The organism is Luteimonas sp. 22616 (assembly GCF_052044325.1).
Classification (GTDB): Bacteria; Pseudomonadota; Gammaproteobacteria; order Xanthomonadales; family Xanthomonadaceae; genus Luteimonas.
In genome coordinates, this window is record NZ_JBQEMW010000001.1 from 1,604,394 (window position 1) to 1,625,574 (window position 21,181).

The window sequence follows — 21,181 nt, forward strand, 5'->3', positions numbered from 1 at the left end:
GCCCTCCCAGAATGCGGCGCCCCTGACGGGCGTGCAGCGTGCCGCGATCGTGTTGCTGTCGCTCGGCGAGCAGCAGGCCGCCGAAGTGCTCAAGCACATGGGCGCCAAGGAAGTACAGAAGCTCGGCGTGGCGATGACCTCAGTCGGCGGCATCAAGCGAGAGGCCGTGGTGCGCGTGTTCGACGAGTTCGTCGACGTGCTCGCCCAGCCCAGCGCACTGGGCAGCGGCGCCGACGAGTACGTGCGCGCCGTGCTGACCCAGGCGCTCGGCGAAGAGCGCGCCAGCAGCCTGATCGACCGCATCCTCCTGGGACGCAACACCTCCGGCCTCGACACGCTGAAGTGGATGGAGCCGCGCGCGATCTCCGAACTGGTGCGCAACGAACATCCGCAGATCATCGCGATCGTGATGGCGCACCTCGACGGCGACCAGGCCGCCGAAGTGCTCAAGTGCCTGCCCGATCGGGTCCGGGTGGACGTGCTGCTGCGCCTGGCCACGCTCGACGGCATCCCGCCGCACGCGCTCAACGAACTCAACGACGTGATGGCGCGCCAGTTCGCCGGCAGCCAGAACCTCAAGTCGTCTTCGGTCGGCGGGGTCAAGGTCGCCGCCAACATCCTCAACTTCATGGATTCCGGACAAGACGAAGCGATCCTCGGTGCGATCGGCGAAGTCGACAGCGAACTGGGCACGCGCATCCGCGACCTGATGTTCGTGTTCGACGACCTCGCGGAGATCGACGACCGCGCGATGCAGTCGGTGCTGCGCGAAGTGTCAAGCGAACGCCTGGCGCTGGCGCTGCGCGGCGCCGACGCGCGGGTGCGCGAAAAGATCACCGGCAACATGTCACAGCGTGCCGCCGAGATCCTGGTCGAGGACATGGAAGCGCGCGGCCCGGTGCGCCTGGCCGAAGTCGAAGCGGCGCAGAAGGAGATCCTCGCGATCGTGCGCAGGATGGCCGACAACGGCGAGATCCAGCTTTCGGCCAAGGCAGAGACGTTCGTATGACCACCGGGGCACCCGCATGAGCGCGCTCGCCCGGGCATCCGCCGCACCCGATGCGGTGCGCTGGAATGCCCCCGGCTTGGTCGTCGCCGCGGCGCCGGCCCCCGCGTGTTCGCCACCACCGAGCGTCGAGGATCTGCAGGCGCTCGAACAAGCCGCGCATGCCGAAGGCTACGCGCGTGGCCACGCCGAGGGCCTTGCTGCCGGTCAGGGCGAGATGCGACGGATGGTGGCGCAGATCGAGGGCATCCTCGACGGCTTCACCCGGCCGCTGGCGCGGCTGGACGGCGAGGTCGCCGAGGCGCTCTCCGATCTCGCGGTGCGCATCGCTGGTTCCCTGCTCGGCCGCGCCTACCTCATCGACCCAACCCTGCTCGCCGACCTCGTGCGCGAGGCGCTCGACGCGGTCGGCAGCGGCAGCCGCGAAATGGAACTGCGCCTGCACGCCGACGATTTCGGCGTGCTCGCCCCGCACTTGGCCGGCCTCGACGGCGTGCGCCTGACCATCGACAACGCGCTCGGCCGCGGCGAGCTGCGCCTGCACAGCGAAAGCGTTCGCATCGACGGCACCATCGCCGCGCGCCTGCAGGCGGTACTGGAAGCCACGCTCGCCGCGAACCCGAACGTCGACGCGGAGCCGGCTTCATGAGTGGCAGCACACCCGCGGCGCACTGGCAGGAAGCGCGCAACCTGCGCCTGGCCGCGCGCCTGCGAGCCGCCAATCCGCAGACGCCCTCGCTCGGCCTGGCCCGCGAAGGCGTGCTGCGACGTGCGGTCGGCCTGACCCTGGAGGCTTCCGGCTGCAGCGCGCCAATGGGCTCGCGCTGCCGCGTCGAGACCGCGGGCGGACACTGGGTCGACGCCGAAGTCGTCGGTTTCGCCGGCGACCGCACCTTCCTGATGCCGACCGCCAACCTCGAGGGCTTGCTGCCCAACGCGCGCGTCGTACCGATGCGGCGGCGCGGCGAAGTCGCGGTCGGCGAGGGCCTGCTCGGCCGCGTCATCGACAGCGACGGCGTGCCGCTCGACGGCCGCGGCCCGATCCGGGCCGAACACTGGGTCGGCCTCGGCGGCGTCGCGATCAACCCGCTGATGCGCGAGCCGATCACGCGCTCGCTCGATGTCGGCGTGCGTGCGATCAACGCGCTGCTGCCGATCGGCCGTGGCCAGCGCATCGGCCTGTTCGCCGGCTCCGGCGTCGGCAAGTCGACCTTGCTCGGCATGATGACCCGCTACACCGCCGCCGACATCATCGTCGTCGGCCTGATCGGCGAACGCGGCCGCGAAGTGCGCGATTTCGTCGAGTCCACACTGGGCGAGGAAGGCCTGCGCCGTTCCGTGGTCGTCGCCACGCCCGCCGACCGGCCACCGCTGGCACGCCTGCACGGCGCACTGCGCGCGACCGCGATCGCCGAGTGGTACCGCGACCAGGGCCTGCACGTGCTGCTGCTGATGGACTCGCTGACCCGTTTCGCCCATGCGCAGCGCGAAATCGGCCTGTCGGTCGGCGAACCGCCGACCACGCGCGGCTACCCGCCGTCGGTGTTTGCGAAGCTGCCGCAACTGGTGGAGCGTGCCGGCAATGGCGCCGACGGCCGCGGCTCGATCACCGCGTTCTATACCGTGCTGACCGAAGGCGACGACCAGCAGGAACCGATCGCCGACGCCGCGCGCGCGATCCTCGATGGCCACATCGTGCTGACCCGCCGCATCGCCGACGCCGGCCAGTATCCGGCGATCGACGTCGAGGTCTCGGTCAGCCGGGTGATGCAGGACATCACCGATCCGGCCTGGCGCGAGCGCATCCGCAAGCTCAAGCGGCTGATGGCCGCGTACTCGGCGCAGCGCGACCTGATCGCGATCGGCGCCTACCAGCGCGGCAGCGACCCGGCGGTCGACGAGGCGATGGCGCGCTGGCCGGCGATCCAGCAGTTCCTCGGCCAAGACGTCACCGAAGCCGCCGGCGTCGAGGCCAGCCGCGCCGCGCTCGCGCGCCTGCTCGACGACCCCACCGCCGACGGCGACAGCAATTCCATCCCCCTGCCGATCTCCGCGGAGACCTGATCCCGATGCGCTCGCAACGTCTGGACCCCCTGCTCAAGGTGATGCAGCAACGCCAGGACACGGCCGCGCGCGAAGTCGCCGAGCGCGAGCGTGCGCTGCTCGAACAACAGGAACGGCTGGAGGCGCTGCGCCGCTACGCCGAGGAGTACGCGGCCACCCCGGATACCGCCACGATTTCACCCGCGCTGCTGGTCAACCGGCTCGCATTCCGCGAACGCCTCAATGCCGCGGTCGTGCAGCAGGCCGGCATCGTCGACCACAACCGCCAGCTCAGCGACGTCGAACGCACGCGCCTGCTGTTGGCCAGCCGCGAGACCAAGGTGCTCGAACAACTCGCCGACAGCTACCGCGCGCAGGAATCGAAGGTCGCCGAACAGCGCGTGCAGCGCGAACTCGACGACCTCGGCGGCCGCCGCGCGCGCGCCGCTGCGCTCGCCGCGGAAGACCCGGAACCGGAAGCATGATCGGCGCGTCCTTCCCGGCAACCCCCGCTCCCGCCGCCACCGCCGTGGCGGCAGCGGAACACGCGGCCGCGACAGCCGACGCCGGCACAGCGTCACGTGTCGATGGCGATGCGGCTACTGCGAATGGTCCGCCCCGGAGCGCCTCACCGAAAAATGGGCCGAACGGCCGCGACGCAGCGCGGGTCGACGCCGTGGCGCAGCGTGGCGCGACCGCACAGGATCGCAAGACCGGAGACGACACATCGCCGCGCGGTTTCGCCGAACTGCTTGCCGCGAACGGCACGATCGACACGATCACCGACGCGGCGACGAAACCGGCGGCCACCGAACCGGACGCAGCCGAACCGCCTGCGACGGCCACCCTACCCGACCAACTGCTCGCGCTGCTGTCCGGCAGTTTGGCCGCAACCGCCAAGCCAGTGACCACCGCGCCGGCCAGCGCGGCCCCGAGCGGCAAGGCAAGTACCCCGACGCTGCAACTCCCGGCTGCCACGACTGCCGGAGCACAGCCGCTTGCAATGCCTGCGACCATCGCCGCCACTGTAGATGCGGGCGGCGAAAGTTTCGCGGCACTGGCCAAACTTGCGGCCGATGCCCTTGTGGCCGGGTCCGGGTCTACGGACAAGCCTGCTACGCAAGCTGCCGATGCATCATCGCTGCCCGATGGCCTTGCCCTGGCCACCACCACCCCGATCGCGGCGTCCACGCGCGCCAACGTCGTGGCACCAGCCATGGCGCTGGCGATGCCGGCCGACCCCGACGTCGGTTTCGACGACGGCTTCGGCGCGCGCATCGCGTGGATGGCCGAACAACGCGTTGGCCACGCCGAAATCCGCCTCAATCCCGAACACGTCGGCCCGATCGACGTCCGCGTGCAACTCGACGGCAACCGCGTCACGGCCGAGTTCCACAGCGCCCACGTGGAAGTCCGCCGCGCGATCGAGGCGAGCATGCCGCAACTGCGCGAAATGCTCGGCCAACACGGCCTGCAGCTCGGGCACGCGGACGTCGGCCAGCGCCACGCGCAGGGCCAGGCAGCGTCACGCGGCGGCTTCGCCGACCCCGCCGGGGAACGCGACGGCGGCGACGGCGTCGCCCACGCGCCTTCCGTCGCGCCGCTGCGCAGTCGCGGACTGCTCGACGAGTACGCCTGACACCCGCTGCACCGGCTTGTGGAAATGGCAGTGGCATGCCGCTGTCGGCAAGTCGCGATGGAAGGAGTCGCGACTTCCGTCGCTCCAACGGGGTCGCTCCCCCACCCTCGCTCCCCGTCGCCGCGTCAAAGCGTCGGCATCCGCGCCTCCAGCGCCGCGTCAAGACTCCGGCACGCGGCGCTACCGGTCGCGGCACGCCGCTTGCATTGATCCGGCATCGACCGCCGGAGTCTCCATTCGTGCCAGCCCCCAATCCCGCTGCCGCCCAGTCGCGCAAGTCAAAAAAGGCCGGTAGCGGCCGCAAATGGTTGTGGATCCTCATTGCCTGCGTGCTGCTCTCCGCGGGTGCCGGCCTGGGATGGTGGAGATCGCAGATCGCCACGGCACAGGCGTCCGACAAGAAGGCGCCGGTTGCCTTGCGCGCAGCCGCCAGGTACTACGCACTCGAACCGGCCTTCGTGGTCAACCTCGCCGACGAGGACGCGGTGCGCTACCTGCAGGCCGACGTGCAGCTGGTGACACGCGACCCGGCCACGCTCTCGGCGATCGAGGCGAATGCGCCGGCGATCCGCAACCGCCTGCTATTGCTGTTCGGCCAGCAGTCGTCCGCGCAGCTCGGCCAGCGCAGCGGCAAGGAACGCCTGCAGGAGGCCGCCCGCGGCGAAGTGCGCCAGGTACTCAATGGTGAAGGCGCGGCCGACAAGATCGAATCGGTGATCTTCACCAGCCTGGTCACGCAGTGATGAGCGCCGACCTGCTGTCCCAGGACGAGATCGACGCGCTGTTGCACGGCGTCGACAGCGGCGCGGTCGAGATGGAGCCGCCGCCGGCGCCCGGAGAGGCGCGCAGCTACGACTTCGCCAGCCAGGATCGCATCGTTCGCGGCAAGCTGCCGACACTGGAGATGATCAACGAGCGCTTCGCGCGCACGCTGCGCATCGGCCTGTTCAACCTGCTGCGGCGTTCGGCCGACCTGTCGGTGCGCGGCATCGACCTGGTCCGTTTCGGCGAGTACATGCACTCGCTGCAGGTACCGACCAACCTCAACCTGGTGAAGATGAAGCCGCTGCGCGGCACCGCCATCGTCGTCTTCGAGCCGCGGCTGGTGTTCACCGTGGTCGACAACTTCTTCGGCGGCGCCGGCAAGTACCCGGCCAAGATCGAGGGCCGCGAGTTCACCCCGACCGAGATGCGGGTCATCCAGCTGCTGCTGAAGCAGACCTTCACCGACCTCGTCGAGGCCTGGGCGCCGGTGATGCCTGTCGAGTTCGAGTACCTCAACTCCGAGGTCAACCCGCACTTCGCCAACATCATCAGTCCGCGCGACTACATCGTGGTCAGCCGCTTCAACGTCGAGCTCGAGGGCGGCGGCGGCGAGCTGCACGTCGCCCTGCCCTACGCGATGCTCGAGCCGATCCGCGAGCAGCTCGACGCCGGCGTGCAGAGCGACCGCATCGAGAAGGACGAAGGCTGGGTGCGCGCGATGCGCGCGCAGCTGCTGGACGCCGACCTCGAGCTGAGCTCGGCGATCGCGCGGCGCCAGATCAGCCTCCGCGAGCTTTCGCGGCTGAAGATCGGCGACATCATCCCGATCGACCTGGCCACGACCGTGCAGCTGCAGGTCGAACAGATGCCGCTGTTCTCCGGCGAGTTCGGCATCCACAACGGCCGTAATGCCATCAAGGTCACGCAGGTGCATGCCGCGCGGACCGTTCCCACCCTCGACTCACTGACGGCGACACCATGAACAACGCAGACACCGCCGCGGCGCGCGCCGCATTCGATCCGCTGACCGCCGACGCCGAGATCGGCCAGGGCGCCGACCTCAACCTCGACGTGATCCTCGACGTGCCGGTCTCGCTGTCGCTGGAAGTCGGCCGCGCACGGATTCCGATCCGCAACCTGCTGCAGCTCAACCAGGGCTCGGTGGTCGAACTCGAACGCGGCGCCGGCGAACCGCTGGACGTCTACGTCAACGGCACGCTGATCGCGCAGGGCGAGGTGGTCGTGGTCAACGACCGCTTCGGCGTGCGCCTGACCGACGTGGTCAGCCCGGCCGAGCGGATCAAGAGGCTGCGATGAGCCCCACCGTCCCGCACCCGGTGCTGCTGCCGCAGACCGCCGCGCCAGCCGCCGTCGTGGAAGCGCCTGTCGCCGTTCCGGAAGTCGCTATCGGCACCGTCGCGATTGCCACGCCCTCGCCTGCCGACGCCACCGCGACGATCAATGCAAGCGTCGACGCGCCGCCGCACGCCCTGGGCACGAAGACCGCCATCGCGCAGGTCGGCGTGCCCGCGCCGATGCCGCAACCGGCGTCCGCGGCCGGCAGCATCGGCGGCGCGCTGTTCGCGCTGGTGCTGGTGATCGGCCTGATCCTGCTGCTGGGATGGCTGGCCAAGCGCATGCCCGGCCTCGGCGGCGCGCGCAGCAATTCAGGGCTGCGCGTCGTCGGCTCGCTGGCGCTGGGTCCGCGCGACCGCGTGGTCGTGGTCGCGGTCGGCGACACCCAGCTGCTGCTGGGCGTCGGCAGCGGCGGCACGCGCACGCTGCATACGCTCACGGAACCGTTGCCGGTCTCGCCGGAGTCGAAAGCGGCGCCGGCCTTCGCGCAACTGCTCGCGCAGCATTTCGGGAAGAAATCATGAACGCCCGGGTTGCGTTGACGGGCCCGGAGCCTTCCGTCGCTCCCCTTCCCCTTCAAAGGGAAGAACGGGATGGGGATGGGAATGGTGTTGACGCTGCGCTCAAGCTTCGTCCCAGAGCCACACCATCCCCACCCAACCCTCCCCTTGAAGGGGAGGGCTTCAGAACAGTCGTCAGGCGCGCATCGCGCTGGGCTTCGCGTTCGTGCGGTGGATTGCTGCTGGCCGTGGTCGCGCTGACTTGCCTGTTTCCCTTGATGGCATCTGCGCAGTCGAGCACCTCCACGACTGCTGCCATGTCGATGCAATCAGCAGGTACAGTCGCCACTCCAGCGCCACCATCTCAGCCGCTGCCGTCGGTCACCGTCGGCAGGATCGGTGGCGAGCCCGTGAGCATGCCGTTGCAGGTGCTGGCGCTGATGACCGGCATCACCCTGCTGCCGGCAATCCTGCTCGGGCTGACTGCGTTCACCCGCATCATCATCGTGCTCGGCCTGCTGCGGCAAGCGCTCGGCACGGGGCAGACGCCGAGCAACCAAGTGCTGTTGGCGCTGGCGCTGTTCCTGACCGCAATGGTCATGATGCCGGTGTTCGACCAGGCCTGGGCCAACGGCATCGCGCCGTACCTGGACCACACGATGGACTTCAAGAGCGCGTGGGCCGCGGTCTCGCAGCCGTTCCGCGGCTTCATGCTGGCGCAGGTGCGGCAGAACGACCTGATGACCTTCGCCGGGCTTTCCCACACCGGTCCGTACGCGACGCCGCAGGACGTGCCGTTCGGCGTGCTCGCCGCATCCTTCCTGACCAGCGAACTGAAGACTGCGTTCGAGATCGCGTTCCTGGTCTACATCCCGTTCGTGATCATCGACCTGGTGGTCGCCAGCGTGCTGATGTCGATGGGCATGATGATGCTGTCGCCGATGCTGATCTCGGCGCCGTTCAAGATCCTGCTGTTCGTGCTGGTCGACGGCTGGGTGCTCGTGGTCGGCTCGCTCGCCGCCAGCTTCAATCCCATCTGACGGGCGACGACGATGAGCCCCGAAGTCGCCCTCGACGAAATCGCCCGCGGCCTGCAGATGGCGCTGCTGCTCGGCGGTCCGCCGCTGGTCGCGGTGCTGGTGATCGGCGTGGTCGTCGGCATCCTGCAGGCCGCCACGCAGATCAACGAACCCACCATCGCGTTCGTGTTCAAGGCGGTGATGCTGATCGCGACGCTGGCGGCGACCGGGCATTTCCTGCTCGGCCGGCTGGTCGCCTTCACCATCGACCTGTTCCAGCGCATCCCTCAACTGATCGGGTAGCGGCGTGGCCCGTAGCCGTTCGTAGCGATGGACACCGTTACCCTCACCACGTCCGCCGGCGTCGACCTGTTCGCGATGCTCGGCACGGTGATCTGGCATGCGCTGCGCATCGGCGCAGCGTTGCAGGTGCTGCCGGTGCTCGGTGGCCGCGGCATGCCGGCGCGCGCGCGGCTGATCGTCACCCTGGCGCTGGCCGCGACCATGTCGACCGTGCTGCCGACGCCTCCGGCGATGGGCGTGGATGCGGCCACCGTGCTCGGCGTGCTGCGCGAATTCACCGTCGGCGTGGCAATCGGACTGATGTTGCGGCTCGCGTTCGAGGCCGGGCAACTGGCCGGCGAACTCGTCAGCCAGGGCATGGGCCTGTCGTTCGCGACCATGGCCGATCCGCTCAGCGGCGCGTCCTCGCCAGTGCTGTCGCAATGGTTCTACCTGGTGTTCGCGCTGCTGTTCTTCACCCTCGACGGCCACCTTGCGCTGGTGCGGCTTCTGGCCGACAGCTACGGCGGCCTGCCGATAGGCGCCACGCTGCCCGACGCCCATGCGCTGCTCGCCGCGGTACCGGCGTTCTTCAGCGAATGCCTGCGCGCCGGCGTGCTGCTGGCACTGCCGGTGATGATGGCGCTGCTGGCGGTCAACATCGCGTTTGGTGTGCTCGCGCGCGCCGCCTCGCAACTCAATCCGATGGCGATCGGCCTGCCGGTCTCGTTGCTGGTCGGCCTGCTGCTGATGATGCTGCTGACGCGCGAACTGCAGGCGCCGGTGCAGCGCCTGTTCGAAGACGCCTACGCCGCCGCGCGCGGCCTCACCGGTTGATCACCTTGTCCAGGAGCCGGCGGCGATGAGCAGCGAAAGCCAGAAGGAAGACCGTACCGAACAACCGACCGAAAAACGCCTGCGCGAGGCGCGCGAACGCGGCGACGTGCCGCGCTCGCGCGAGCTCGCCAACGTCGCGGTGCTCGGCTGCGCGGTGCTCGCGCTCAAGGCCAGCAGCGGCCACCTCGGCGGCGCCGCGCGCGACTGGATGCGCGGCGCACTGAGCATCGACCGCAGCGTCCTCGAATCACCCGACCGGCTGCTGCCGCACGCCGCGCAGCTGCTGGCCGGGCTGGTGCTGCCGATGCTGCCGCTGGTGCTGGCCGCGCTGGCGGCGTGCGCGATCGCGCCGATGGCAATGGGTGGCCTGCGCTTCGCCGGCAAGTCGCTGCAGCCCGATTTCGCGCGCCTCAGCCCGATGAAGGGACTGGCACGCCTGTACGGCAGCGAGAGCCTGGCCGAACTGCTGCGCTCGCTGCTGCGGGTGCTGCTGATCGGCGGTGTCGGCGCATGGGTCGTGTATCACGCGTTCTCGACCTTGCTGGCGATGCCACGGGCCTCGCTCGAGATTGCCGTGGCCGAGGGTGTCGAACTGGCGCTGACCGCCTTGATGGCGATGGTCGGCTCGCTCGGCGTCCTGGCCCTGGTCGACGTGCCGTGGCAGCACTTCCAGCACCGCAGCAAGTTGAAGATGACCAAGCAGGAGCTGCGCGACGAGGCCAAGGAATCCGAGGGCAACCCCGAAGTCAAGGCGCGTGTGCGCCAGGTCGCGCGGCAGATGTCGCAGCGCCGGATGATGGACGCGGTGCCCACCGCGGACGTGGTGGTGATGAACCCGACCCACTACGCCGTGGCGATGAAGTACCAGGCCGGCATGCGCGCGCCGAAGGTGGTCGCCAAGGGCGTCGACGAAATGGCGCTCAACATCCGCGCACTCGCCGAGAAACACCGGGTCGCGATCGTCGAAGCGCCGCCGCTGGCACGCGCCTTGTATAGGCAGTCCCAGGTCGATCAGGAAATCCCGGTGAAACTCTACGCCGCCGTCGCACAGGTGCTGTCCTACGTGTACCAGCTCAAGGCCTGGGTACCCGGCCGCGGGCCGATGCCGTCGCTGGCGGACGTCGAGGTCGGCGCCGACGGCGCGCCTGATGTCGATGCCAGCGCCGACGGAAAGCCGACGCGATGAGCACGACCCCGGGTCGCGTCTCCGGAATCCTCGCCGGCCTGCGCAACGGCGCGGCCGCGCCGCTGGTGGTCGTCGCGATGCTGGCGATGGTGTTGGTGCCGCTGGCGCCGGTGGTGCTGGATGGGCTGTTCACGATCAACATCGCGCTGTCGCTGGTGGTGGTGCTCGCGGTGATCTACGTGAAGCGGCCGCTGGAATTCTCGATCTTCCCCAGCGTGCTGCTGATGGTCACGCTACTGCGGCTGGGATTGAACGTGGCGTCCACCCGCGTGGTGCTGCTGCACGGCCACAAGGGAGAGGCCGCGGCCGGCCACGTGATCGAATCGTTCGGCCAGTTCGTGATCGGCGGCAGCTACGCGGTCGGCATCATCGTGTTCGCGATCCTGACCATCGTCAATTTCGTCGTCGTGACCAAGGGTGCCGGGCGCATCTCCGAGGTGTCGGCGCGCTTCATCCTCGACGCCCTGCCCGGCAAGCAGATGGCGATCGACGCCGACCTCAACGCCGGCCTGCTGACCCGCGAGGACGCCAAGGCACGGCGCCAGGAAGTGCGCGAGGAAGCCGACTTCTACGGCTCGATGGACGGCGCCAGCAAGTTCGTCCGCGGCGACGCGATCGCCGGCATCCTGATCCTCGTGATCAACCTGGTCGGCGGCCTGCTGATCGGCATCGTGCAGCACGACATGAGCTTGTCCGAGGCCGCGCGCACCTACACCATGCTCGCGATCGGCGACGGGCTGGTCGCGCAGCTGCCGGCGCTGCTGGTCGCGGTCGCGACCGCGATGCTGGTCACCCGCTCGACCGGCGAGCAGGAAATGGGCGCGGCGGTGTCCAGGCAGATGTTCGGGCAGCAGCGTGCGCTGACCGTCGCGGCCCTGCTGATGGGCCTGATCGGCATCGTCCCGGGCATGCCGAACATCCCGTTCCTTGCACTTGCCGCCATCCTCGGCTTCGCCGCATGGAAACTGCGCCAGCGCGCGTTGCTCGCCGACTCCCTGCCGGAAGCCGGTGCCACTGATCCCGCCGCCACGCCGGCCGCGGAACTTGGCTGGGATGAGATCCGCCCGGTCGAACCGCTCGCGCTGGAAGTCGGTTACCGCCTGATCGCGCTGGTCGACAAGGCGCAGGGCGGCGAACTGCTGGCGCGGCTCAAGGGCGTGCGCCGCAAGCTCACCCAGGACCTCGGGTTCCTGATCCCGGCCGTGCACGTCCGCGACAACCTCGAGCTCGCGCCGGGCCAGTACCGGGTACTCGTGCACGGCGTGCCGGTGGCCAGCGGCGAACTGCATCCGGACCGCGAACTCGCACTCGACCCGGGCCGCGTGTTCGGCCCGCTCGACGGCATTCCCGGCAAGGACCCGGCGTTCGGGCTGGATGCGGTCTGGATCGTGCCGGGCCAGCGCGCGCACGCCGAATCGCTGGGCTACACCGTGGTCGACGCGGCCACCGTCGCCGCCACCCATCTCTCGCACCTGGTGCGCGAACGCGCCGCCGACCTGCTCGGCCACGACGAGGTCCAGCACCTGCTGACGGCACTCGGACGCAGCGTGCCCAAGCTCGTCGAGGATTTGACGCCGAAGCTGCTGCCGTTGTCGGTGGTGGTGAAGGTGCTGCAATCGCTGCTGGCCGACCGCGTGCCGGTGCGGCAGATGCGGCAGATCGTCGAAACGCTGCTCGAACACGGCGCGCACAGCCAGGATCCCGCGGTGCTCACTGCCGCGGTGCGGGTCGCGCTGGGCCGCTTCATCGTCCAGGAACTCAACGGCATGGCGCCCGAACTGCCCGTCTACACCCTGGCGCCGGCGCTGGAACGGGTATTGCAGGACTCGGTCAGCGGACAGGGCGCCGCGCTGGAACCCGGACTCGCCGAACGCCTGCACCAGAACCTCGGCGACTGCGTGACCCGCCAGGAAGGCCGCGGCGAACCCGCGGTGCTGCTGGTCCCCGGCGGAGTCCGCGCCGCGGTGGCGCGGCTGGTCCGGCACAGCGTCCCGTCGCTGGCGGTGCTGGCCTACGGCGAGGTGCCCGAGGACAAGCGTTTGCGGTTGGTGGGGGCGGTGGGTTGAGAGCGGTGATTGGTGATTCGTCATTGGCAAGGAGCGAGGACACATGAGCCGAAGCAATGAAACGCACGCACCTCCCGACCCCGTGGCCACTTTCCGGCTGCCCTTGCGAACCACTGATCAACAATCACCAATCACGGTCTTCAACCCATGAGAATCAAACGCTTCCAGGCCCCCGACATGCGCACCGCGTTGCGCATGATCCGCGACGAGCAGGGCCCCGATGCGGTGATCCTGTCGAACCGCGCCACCGCGGGCGGCATCGAAGTGGTCGCCGCGACCGATTACGACGAGGCCCTCGTGGCACAGGCGCTGCGCGCCGCGGCGCCGGGACTGGAGACGACGTTCACGCCGCAGGTCACGCATGCGCGTGCGACAGCAGGCATTACGGCAACGATTGCCGACGAACCCGTTGCGACCGCGGCACCGACGGCCAATACCGGGACGGCCGCGAACATGATTCGTGAAGCGGCCGCCACATCGGCGATACGCCCCGCGACTTCGGCTCCTGCGCGCGAGTCGCTGATGTCGCGCGCCCGCGCCGTGTTCAAGATCGGCGACGGCCCGACCCTGGCCGAATTGTCCGCGGCGTCCACCACCAATCCGCACAGCCAGCCAGCCAGCACGACTTTCGCGCAGGCGCCTGCCATGGCAACGACGTACGCGCCTGCGAACACCGGTGCTTCGAGCCCCAACACCACGCCGGAACCCACCCGCTTCGAAGCAATGATGGCCGCGCTGACTCCGGCGCAAACGGCAACCTTGCCAAATGATCAGAAGACCTCGCATTCCGGACTTGTCATTCCGAGCGCAGAGGGGAATCTGGCTCCTTTGGAATCGGACAACACGTCGAAACAGATCCCTCACTGCGTTCGGGATGAAATCCGTGGGGAAGCCCCGGAACACCAACCAGTGGAAGTTCCCGCCGGCGATCCGGGCATCGGCGAATCGGAGATCCCGAAGTCCACGACTTCGGACACCGTCCCCCGCCTCCGCGCCGTCGCCAGCGGTAACGACCAGCCCTCCGATCCCACCATCAGCGCGATGCGCGACGAACTGGCGCGCATGCGCCAGCTGATGGAAACGCAGATGGAACAGCTGTCGCTGGAACGCCTGCGCGGTTCGCCGGCACGCGCCGCCGTCTTCGACGCGCTGCTCGGGTTCGGCTGCGAGGACACGCTGGCGCAGGCGGTCGCCGCCAGGATCGACCCGCGCCTGCCGCCGGCCGAGATCCGCGAGCCGATGTTCGTCGAACTCGCACGCATGCTGACGATCGCGCGCAGCGAGCCGATCGACGATGGCGGCGTGATCGCCCTGGTCGGCCCGACCGGTGCCGGCAAGACCACCACCGCCGCCAAGCTCGCCGCGCGCTTCGCCGCGCGCCATCGCGCCCGCGACGTCGCCCTGGTCACCACCGACGCCGCGCGCCCCGGCGCCCGCGAACAACTGCACGCGCACGGCCGCCGCCTCGGCATCACCGTCTGCGAAGCCGCCGGACCCGAAGGCCTGCAGGAAGCGCTTGCCCAACTCGTCGACTACCCGCTGGTGCTGGTCGACACCACCGGCCATGCGCCGCGCGACCGCGCCCTGTTCGGCCAGATCCTGTGGCTGCGCGCTTCGCGCAAGGTACGCAGCCTGCTCGTGCTGCCGGCCAACGCCCACCCGCACGATCTCGGCGAAGTGATCCGCCGCTATCGCCCGGCCGCCCCGGAAGCCGTGGTGCTGACCAAGCTCGACGAGGCCGGTCGCCTGGGTTCGGCGCTTTCGGTCGCCGTCCGCCATGGCCTGAGCCTGGCCTACACCACCCAGGGCCAGGAGGTGCCGTCCGACATCGAGGCTGCCGACGCCGGTCGCCTGGTCCACACACTGGAGAAATTGCGCCGTGCTGCCGATAACCCCCTCGCCATCGAGGATCGCCATGCAGTCGTCTGACCCCAACATGTCCGATTCGCATCCGGCCAACAGCACTCCCGTGTTCGCCGCGGACAATCTTCCCGCGGGTGCCCCGCGCGTGATCGCGGTCGCCAGCGGCAAGGGCGGCGTCGGCAAGACTTCGGTTTCGGTCAACCTCGCCACCGCGCTGGTCAACGCCGGCCAACGCACCTTGCTGCTCGACACCGACCTGGGCCTGGCCAACATCGACGTGATGCTCGGCCTGTCGCCGCGCTTCACCCTGGCCGACGTCTTCGCCGGCCGCTGCGAGCTGCGCGACACCCTGCTCGAAGGCCCGAACGGCCTGATGGTGGTGCCGGCCGCGTCCGGCAAGCGCCACATGACCGAACTCACCGCGCAGCAGCACGTCGGCCTGGTGCATGCCTTCAGCGAACTCGATCTTCCGATCGACACCATGGTCGTCGACACCGCGGCCGGCATCGCCGATGGCGTGCTGACCTTCTGCCAGGCCGCGCAGGACGTGGTGGTGGTGGTCTGCGACGAACCGGCCTCGGTCACCGATGCCTACGCGTTGATCAAGGTGCTCAGCCGCGAGCGCGGCGTCAGCCGCGTGCAGGTACTGGCCAACCAGGTGCAGCACGCCAAGGAAGGCCGCCAGCTGTTCGACAAGCTCGAACGGGTCAGCGCGCGCTTCCTCGACGTCACCCTCAACTACCTCGGCGCAATCCCGCGCGACGAATGGCTGCGTCGCGCGATCCAGCGCCAGGAAGCCGTCGTCGATGCGTTTCCGTCGTCGCCGTCGGCGGTCGCGTTCCGCGACATCGCCCGCCGCTCGCGCCAATGGCAGTCGCCGCCGGGCCCGCGCGGCCACGTCGAGTTCTTCCTCGAGCGGCTGATCTCGCAGCCATCCAACGACACGACCCGGGGGGCCACCGCATGAACTCCACAGCGACCGCCCATTACCGCGCCAACCAGCACGGCTCGACCAACGACATCGTCGAGCGCCATGGCGAACTGGTCCGGCGCATCGCCCACCACCTGGCGGCGCGCCTGCCGGCGAGCGTGGAGATCGACGATCTGATCCAGGCCGGCATGCTCGGCCTGATCGACGCGGCCCGCAATTTCCAGGCCGACCAGGGTGCGGCGTTCGAGACCTACGCCTCGATCCGCATCCGCGGCGCGATGATCGACGAGATCCGCCGCGGCGACTGGGTGCCGCGTTCGGTGCACCGGCGCTATCGCGACATGGTCGCGGCGACGCGCGAGATCGAACAGCGCACCGGCCGCGCCGCCACGCCGCAACAGATCGCCGAAGCCCTCGGCGTCGGCCTCGACGAATACCACGCCATGGTCGAGAACGCCGCGCGTGGGCAACTGGTCAGCCTCGACGCGCACATGGACGAACACGACGGCGAACCGCGCCTGGCCTCGACCGGCACCGACACGCCCGCGCGCGAGTTCGAGCACGGCGCCTTCCGCGAGGCGCTGGGCGCCGCGATCGGCGACCTGCCGGAGCGCGAACAGCTGGTGCTGTCGCTGTACTACGAGCAGGAGCTCAACCTGCGCGAGATCGGCGCGGTCCTCGGTGTCAGCGAATCACGCGTATGCCAGATCCATGGCCAGGCCACGGTGCGCCTGCGCGCGCGCCTGGCCGACTGGCATGGTGCGCAGGACGAGAGCGACATCTAGCGCAAGCCATGTTCGACCAATGCATGTGGGAGCGGCCATGGCCGCGATGGCTCGCGAGCGTTCATCGCGGCCATGGCTGCTCCCACAAAGAAATGGATGAAAGCGCTTGCAGGGGCCTCACGACGCCAATCCGGGCGGCGATCTCCCCCATCAAGAATTCCTTCCCCGTGCCGATAGCATCGGTAAAGACATCGAGACCCGCATGGACAAGAACATCCGCATCCTGATCGTCGACGACTTCTCGACCATGCGCCGCATCGTCAAGAACCTGCTCAACGACCTGGGCTTCTTCAACACCGCCGAGGCCGACGACGGCAGCAGCGCGCTGGTCGAACTGCGCAAGGGTCCGTTCGACCTGGTCATCACCGACTGGAACATGCCCGGCATGCCCGGCATCGACCTGCTCAAGGCAATCCGGGCCGACGCCACGTTGTCGAAGATCCCGGTGCTGATGGTCACGGCCGAAGCCAAGCGCGAGCAGATCATCGAAGCCGCGCAGGCCGGCGTGAACGGCTATGTCATCAAACCGTTCACCGCAGCCACGCTCGGCGACAAGCTCGGCAAGGTGTTCGAACGGATCGGGGCGATTGCGTGAGCCCGCAACCGGCCAACACCGTCGTGGCCGCCGAAGGCGAACGCCTGGCGCTGGTCGACTGCCTGCATGCCGCGCTCGCTGCTCTGGAGACCGGCGACTACGTCGCCTGGCGCGCCAATGTCGACGAACTGATCCAATGGCGGACCCAACCGCTGGTGCAGGGCCTGGTCAGGCTCGCGCGTGAACTCGAACACACGCTCGGCGATGGCACGCCCGGTAGTGGCGGTTCGCTGCCCGAGGCCTGCCTGCGCCTGGAGCACGTGGTGCGCGTCAGCGAGGAATCCAGTCACCACACCCTCGACCTGATCCAGGACTGCGGCATGCTTCTGGGCACGCTGCCCGACGCCTCGGACGAAAAGCAGGCCGCAACCATCGCCGCGATCCGCAGCCGCCTGTCGGAGATGACCGCGGCGCAGGGCGTGCAGGACCTGACCGGACAGATCATCCGCCGCGTGGTCGCGCTGGTGCGCACGGTGCACGCCGGCCTCGGCGATGCCGTTGGCGATGTCACGCCGCTGCAGCTGCACCACGGCACCGGCCCCGCCGTTTCCGGCCTGGACCCGAGACCGGCGACCCAGGAAGACGCCAACGCCTTGCTGTCCGCACTGGGCCTGTAGGAGGCCCTGATGTCCGCGCTCGCCTCCGACATCTGCGCCGACTTCCTGGTCGAGGCGCGCGAGATCCTCGACCAGCTCGGCGAGCAGATGGTCGCGCTGGAGCGCGCGCCGGCCGATCGTGAATGCCTCAATGCGGTGTTCCGCGGCTTCCACACCATCAAGGGCGGTGCGGGCTTTCTCGACTTCACCGACATGGTCGCGATCTGCCACGCGGTCGAGGACCGCCTCAACGCCGCCCGCAACGGCAGCGCGCCGCTCGATGCCGAAGCATTCGATGGCGCGCTGCAGGCACTGGACCTGCTGGTCGACATGCTGCAATGCATCTCGGCTGGCGGCACATCGTCCGCGGCACCGGCAGCACTGCTCGCGTCGCTGCGTGCGAGCGCAACCGGCACGGCATCGATGCCCACGCCGTCCACACCCACCGCAGTCGCAACCGCAGCGGCCGCGGAGGGGGGCGACGGGCTCGACGACCTCGATTTCGAAGCATTGCTGGACAGCCTGCACGGCGCCGGCGGCATTCCCGGCGATCCGACCGCCGCTTCCGTCGCATCGCCGCCATCGATGCCGTTGCCGGTCACCGCGACGACGATCTCCAGGCCCGCCACCGCCAACACGCCGCTCGAAGCCGCGGAGGCCACCGTGCGCGTCGACGTGCGCCGCCTCGACGCGATGGTCAACCTCGTCGGCGAACTGGTGCTCGCGCGCAACCGGCTCAAGACCATCCGCCCGCGCCTGCGCGACGACGACCTCGACCGTGCCGTGGCATCGCTCGACGTCGCCACCTCGCGCCTGCAATCGGCGGTGATGACCGCGCGCATGCAGCCGGTCGGCCGCGTGTTTGCACGCTTCCCGAAGCTCGCGCGCGATGTGGCGCGGCAACTGAAGAAGAACGTCGAGCTGGAAGTGCTCGGCGCCGATACCGAGCTCGACCGCAACCTGGTCGAAGCGCTCGCCGACCCGCTGGTGCACCTGGTGCGCAACGCGATCGACCACGGCATCGAAATGCCCGAGGTTCGCCGCCGCAGTGGCAAGCCCGAACAGGGCCGCGTGCGGCTGAGCGCGCAGCAGGAAGGCGACCATGTCGCCATCGAGGTCCGCGACGACGGCGCCGGCATCGATCCCGAGAAGATCCGCCGCAGCGCCGTCGACAAGGGGTTGATCGACACCGAATCGGCCGCGCGCCTGTCGCCCGACGAATGCCTGCAGCTGCTGTTCCTGCCCGGCTTCTCAACCCGCGACGAAGTCAGCGACCTGTCCGGCCGCGGTGTCGGCATGGACGTGGTGCAGTCGCGCATCCGCGAACTGTCCGGCGCCGTGCAGATCCATTCCGAGATCGGCGCGGGCTCGCGTTTCGCGATCCGGGTGCCGCTGACCCTGGCGATCCTGCCGACGCTGCTGGTGGAAATCGACGACGACGTGTACGCATTGCCGCTGGTGCGCGTGATCGAGGTGCTTCCGCACCAGCCTGGCGACGCGCTGTGGATCGATGGCCAACAGGTCCTCGACCTGCGCCAGGAGCCGCTGGCGCTGCTTGGCCTGCGCGACTGGCTCGGCGCGGCATCCGCATCGTCGCCATTGCCGGCGTGCGTGGTGGTGCTGCAGTCGGGCGAGCAACGCTTCTGCCTCGTGGTCGATCGTGTGCGCGGCCGCGAAGAAGTCGTCATAAAGGCCTTGCCGCCGACCCTGCGCGGCCTGCCCGGCTACGCCGGCGCCAGTCTGGTGGGCGACGGTCGCATGGCGCTGATCCTCGATGTCGACGCGCTGCTGCGCACCGGGCTGCGCGGCGGCATGGCGCAGCGTTCAAGTAACCCCCCAACCAACCGATAACGACCCCATGGACAGACTCAGCGTCATCGGCGCAGTGCTCGCCATCTCCGCCCTGCTCGGCGGCAGCATGCTCAAGGGCGCCGGCCTGTCCGGCCTGTGGTCGCCCGCCGCCTTCGTGATCGTGATCCTCGGCACGGTGGCGGCGATCCTGCTGCAAACCTCGATGCCGACATTCAGGCGCGCACTGAAGATGTTCCGCTGGGTGTTCCGGCCGCCCGCGCACGACCGCACGGCGGTAATCGCGCAGATCGTCGAATGGTCCGGCACCGCGCGCAAGCAGGGCCTGCTCGGCCTGGAGCCGCAGGTCGCGGCGCAGACCGACCCATTCCTGCGCAAGGGGTTGCAGATGGTGGTCGACGGCGTCGAACCCGAATCGATCCGGCAGATGCTGGAGATCGAACTCGACGGCTACAGCACGCGCGACCTCGCCGCGGCCAAGGTGTTCGAGGGCATGGGCATCTATGCGCCGACCCTCGGCATCATTGGCGCGGTGCTGGGCCTGATGGCGGTGATGAAGAACCTCGCCGACCCGAGCAAGCTCGGTCACGGGATCGCCGCGGCGTTCACCGCCACGATCTATGGCATCGGTTCGGCCAACCTGCTGCTGCTGCCGATCGGCAACAAGCTCAAGACCCTGGTCAATGCACAGACAGAAGAGCGCGAGATGATCATCGAGGGCCTGATCGGCATCGCCCAGGGCGACAATCCGCGCAACATCGAGTCCCGCCTCAACGGCTATCTCGGCTGAGCTGCAATGTCGCGTCGGCACCGCCATGAGGAGCACGCCAACCACGAAGCCTGGGCAATCCCCTATGGCGACCTGATGACGCTGCTGCTCGCCTTCTTCGTGGTGATGTACGCGATCTCCTCGCTCAACGAAGGCAAGTACCGCGTGCTGGCCGACGCGCTGTCGTCGGCGTTCGGCGGCGCGCCGCGCACCATCACCCCGATCCAGCTCGGCCGCACCCAGCTCCGCGGTTCCGCGTTCGATCGGCCGTCGCTGCTGACCCCGGACGCCAAGACCGGGCCGACCTCGGTCAGCCCGGTCAGCAGCGTGCACGTGCGCCAGCTCCTCGACATGCCCACGTTCGGGCGCAAGGGCCACGCGGCGGCAACACAGGCACCGGCGGAAGCGGAATCGATGGCAGCCGCGCGCGCGCGCGGCGAACGCCAGCTCAACTCGCTCGGCAAGCGGATCCAGCATGCGCTGGCCGAACTGGTGCGGCAGAAGCTGGTCACGGTGCGACGCGGCCGCACCTACCTCGAGGTCGAGATCCAGAGCGACATCCTGTTCGCCAGCGGCGTCGCCGCGCCGAGCCCGGTGGCGACGGCGACGGTGCGCAAGCTCGCCGCCGTGCTGCGCGACGAGCCCAATGCATTGCGCGTCGAAGGCTATACCGACAACCAGCCGATCCGCACCGTACAGTTCCCGTCCAACTGGGAACTGTCTTCGGCGCGCGCCGCCAGCGTCGTGCACGTGCTGATCGACGAGGGCGTCAGTGCCGGACGCATGGCCGTGGTCGGCTACGGCGAACACCAGCCAATCGCCGACAACGCCACGGCGGGTGGCCGTAATTCCAATCGGCGCGTGCTGCTGGTGATCCTGGCGGCGCCGCAGGGTGCGGATGCGGTTCCCGATACCGGCCCGACGATCGCGATGGAAGCCGTTTCCGAGAATGTCACGCCTGCCGCGACCTCGGCGCACGCCAGTGATACCGATGTCGCGACCATCGCCTTCCCCTCGGATCCGTCCCATGCGGACGGCATCGACAACGGTGCGAGTCCCGCCGATTCCGATACCGACAATGCGCCGATGGTCCTTTCCTCCGCGCGGGCCTTGCCGCCACCGGGAGCCGGTTGA

22 protein-coding genes are annotated in these 21,181 nt (G+C 69.2%); all 22 read left to right on the top strand.

The genetic code is table 11. The annotated features are described in order from the left end of the window. The first annotated feature begins 22 nt into the window (after nt 1–22). The 22 genes from fliG to motD all read left to right on the top strand — a co-directional run bounded on the left by fliG (nt 23) and on the right by motD (nt 21,181). On the top strand, nt 23–1,009 hold the full coding sequence (gene fliG / locus ACTJIL_RS07370; protein ID WP_440755873.1) for a flagellar motor switch protein FliG: 987 nt from the start codon (nt 23–25) through the stop codon (nt 1,007–1,009). Between the two features lie 16 nt (nt 1,010–1,025). Beyond that, nucleotides 1,026–1,655 (top strand): FliH/SctL family protein, encoded by a 630-nt coding sequence (locus ACTJIL_RS07375; protein ID WP_440754889.1) that lies wholly within the window; start codon nt 1,026–1,028, stop codon nt 1,653–1,655. Next, nucleotides 1,652–3,070, top strand: coding sequence for a flagellar protein export ATPase FliI (fliI, locus tag ACTJIL_RS07380; RefSeq protein ID WP_440754890.1), 1,419 nt, complete (start codon nt 1,652–1,654; stop codon nt 3,068–3,070). Before ACTJIL_RS07375 ends, fliI begins: the two co-directional genes overlap by 4 nt. Before the next feature lie 5 nt (nt 3,071–3,075). After that, nucleotides 3,076–3,534: a flagellar export protein FliJ gene (gene fliJ / locus ACTJIL_RS07385; protein WP_440754891.1), complete on the top strand. Its 459-nt coding sequence runs from the start codon at nt 3,076–3,078 to the stop codon at nt 3,532–3,534. A 191-nt stretch (nt 3,535–3,725) separates the two neighbouring features. Next, entirely contained in the window at nt 3,726–4,688 is a 963-nt protein-coding gene (locus ACTJIL_RS07390) for a flagellar hook-length control protein FliK (protein WP_440754892.1), read from the top strand. A gap of 239 nt (nt 4,689–4,927) precedes the next feature. Continuing rightward, a complete protein-coding gene (locus tag ACTJIL_RS07395) occupies nt 4,928–5,431 on the top strand; it encodes a flagellar basal body-associated FliL family protein (RefSeq protein WP_440754893.1) in 504 nt (167 codons plus the stop codon). Beyond that, the gene (fliM, locus tag ACTJIL_RS07400; protein ID WP_440754894.1) at nt 5,428–6,435 is read left to right on the top strand and encodes a flagellar motor switch protein FliM; all 1,008 of its coding nucleotides are present in this window, start codon (nt 5,428–5,430) and stop codon (nt 6,433–6,435) included. Before ACTJIL_RS07395 ends, fliM begins: the two co-directional genes overlap by 4 nt. Next, nucleotides 6,432–6,770, top strand: coding sequence for a flagellar motor switch protein FliN (gene fliN / locus ACTJIL_RS07405; RefSeq protein ID WP_440754895.1), 339 nt, complete (start codon nt 6,432–6,434; stop codon nt 6,768–6,770). The genes fliM and fliN overlap by 4 nt, the downstream gene beginning before the upstream one ends. Before the next feature lie 218 nt (nt 6,771–6,988). Then, complete coding sequence (gene fliO / locus ACTJIL_RS07410; RefSeq protein WP_440755874.1) at nt 6,989–7,333, top strand: flagellar biosynthetic protein FliO; 345 nt, start codon at nt 6,989–6,991, stop codon at nt 7,331–7,333. Nucleotides 7,334–7,587: 254 nt separating this feature from the next. Further along, nucleotides 7,588–8,349 (top strand): flagellar type III secretion system pore protein FliP, encoded by a 762-nt coding sequence (gene fliP, locus ACTJIL_RS07415; RefSeq protein ID WP_440754896.1) that lies wholly within the window; start codon nt 7,588–7,590, stop codon nt 8,347–8,349. Nucleotides 8,350–8,361: 12 nt separating this feature from the next. Then, nucleotides 8,362–8,631 (top strand): flagellar biosynthetic protein FliQ, encoded by a 270-nt coding sequence (locus ACTJIL_RS07420; protein ID WP_440754897.1) that lies wholly within the window; start codon nt 8,362–8,364, stop codon nt 8,629–8,631. Between the two features lie 27 nt (nt 8,632–8,658). Further along, nucleotides 8,659–9,447, top strand: coding sequence for a flagellar biosynthetic protein FliR (gene fliR, locus ACTJIL_RS07425; protein WP_440754898.1), 789 nt, complete (start codon nt 8,659–8,661; stop codon nt 9,445–9,447). 25 nt (nt 9,448–9,472) lie between these two features. Continuing rightward, nucleotides 9,473–10,633 (top strand): flagellar biosynthesis protein FlhB, encoded by a 1,161-nt coding sequence (gene flhB / locus ACTJIL_RS07430; protein WP_440754899.1) that lies wholly within the window; start codon nt 9,473–9,475, stop codon nt 10,631–10,633. Continuing rightward, the gene (flhA, locus tag ACTJIL_RS07435) at nt 10,630–12,699 is read left to right on the top strand and encodes a flagellar biosynthesis protein FlhA (RefSeq protein WP_440754900.1); all 2,070 of its coding nucleotides are present in this window, start codon (nt 10,630–10,632) and stop codon (nt 12,697–12,699) included. Before flhB ends, flhA begins: the two co-directional genes overlap by 4 nt. A 147-nt stretch (nt 12,700–12,846) precedes the next feature. Further along, entirely contained in the window at nt 12,847–14,628 is a 1,782-nt protein-coding gene (gene flhF / locus ACTJIL_RS07440; RefSeq protein WP_440754901.1) for a flagellar biosynthesis protein FlhF, read from the top strand. A 7-nt stretch (nt 14,629–14,635) separates the two neighbouring features. Then, nucleotides 14,636–15,529: a MinD/ParA family protein gene (locus tag ACTJIL_RS07445; RefSeq protein WP_440754902.1), complete on the top strand. Its 894-nt coding sequence runs from the start codon at nt 14,636–14,638 to the stop codon at nt 15,527–15,529. Beyond that, a complete protein-coding gene (locus ACTJIL_RS07450; protein ID WP_440754903.1) occupies nt 15,526–16,278 on the top strand; it encodes an RNA polymerase sigma factor FliA in 753 nt (250 codons plus the stop codon). Before ACTJIL_RS07445 ends, ACTJIL_RS07450 begins: the two co-directional genes overlap by 4 nt. A gap of 202 nt (nt 16,279–16,480) precedes the next feature. Then, nucleotides 16,481–16,873 carry a chemotaxis response regulator CheY gene (gene cheY / locus ACTJIL_RS07455; protein WP_440754904.1) on the top strand — a complete coding sequence of 131 codons (393 nt, stop codon included), beginning with the start codon at nt 16,481–16,483 and terminating at the stop codon, nt 16,871–16,873. Beyond that, nucleotides 16,870–17,490 (top strand): protein phosphatase CheZ, encoded by a 621-nt coding sequence (locus tag ACTJIL_RS07460; protein WP_440754905.1) that lies wholly within the window; start codon nt 16,870–16,872, stop codon nt 17,488–17,490. Before cheY ends, ACTJIL_RS07460 begins: the two co-directional genes overlap by 4 nt. A gap of 9 nt (nt 17,491–17,499) precedes the next feature. Further along, nucleotides 17,500–19,320, top strand: coding sequence for a chemotaxis protein CheA (locus ACTJIL_RS07465; RefSeq protein WP_440754906.1), 1,821 nt, complete (start codon nt 17,500–17,502; stop codon nt 19,318–19,320). Nucleotides 19,321–19,327: 7 nt separating this feature from the next. Further along, nucleotides 19,328–20,068: a flagellar motor protein gene (locus ACTJIL_RS07470; protein ID WP_440754907.1), complete on the top strand. Its 741-nt coding sequence runs from the start codon at nt 19,328–19,330 to the stop codon at nt 20,066–20,068. Between the two features lie 6 nt (nt 20,069–20,074). Then, on the top strand, nt 20,075–21,181 hold the full coding sequence (motD, locus tag ACTJIL_RS07475; RefSeq protein ID WP_440754908.1) for a flagellar motor protein MotD: 1,107 nt from the start codon (nt 20,075–20,077) through the stop codon (nt 21,179–21,181).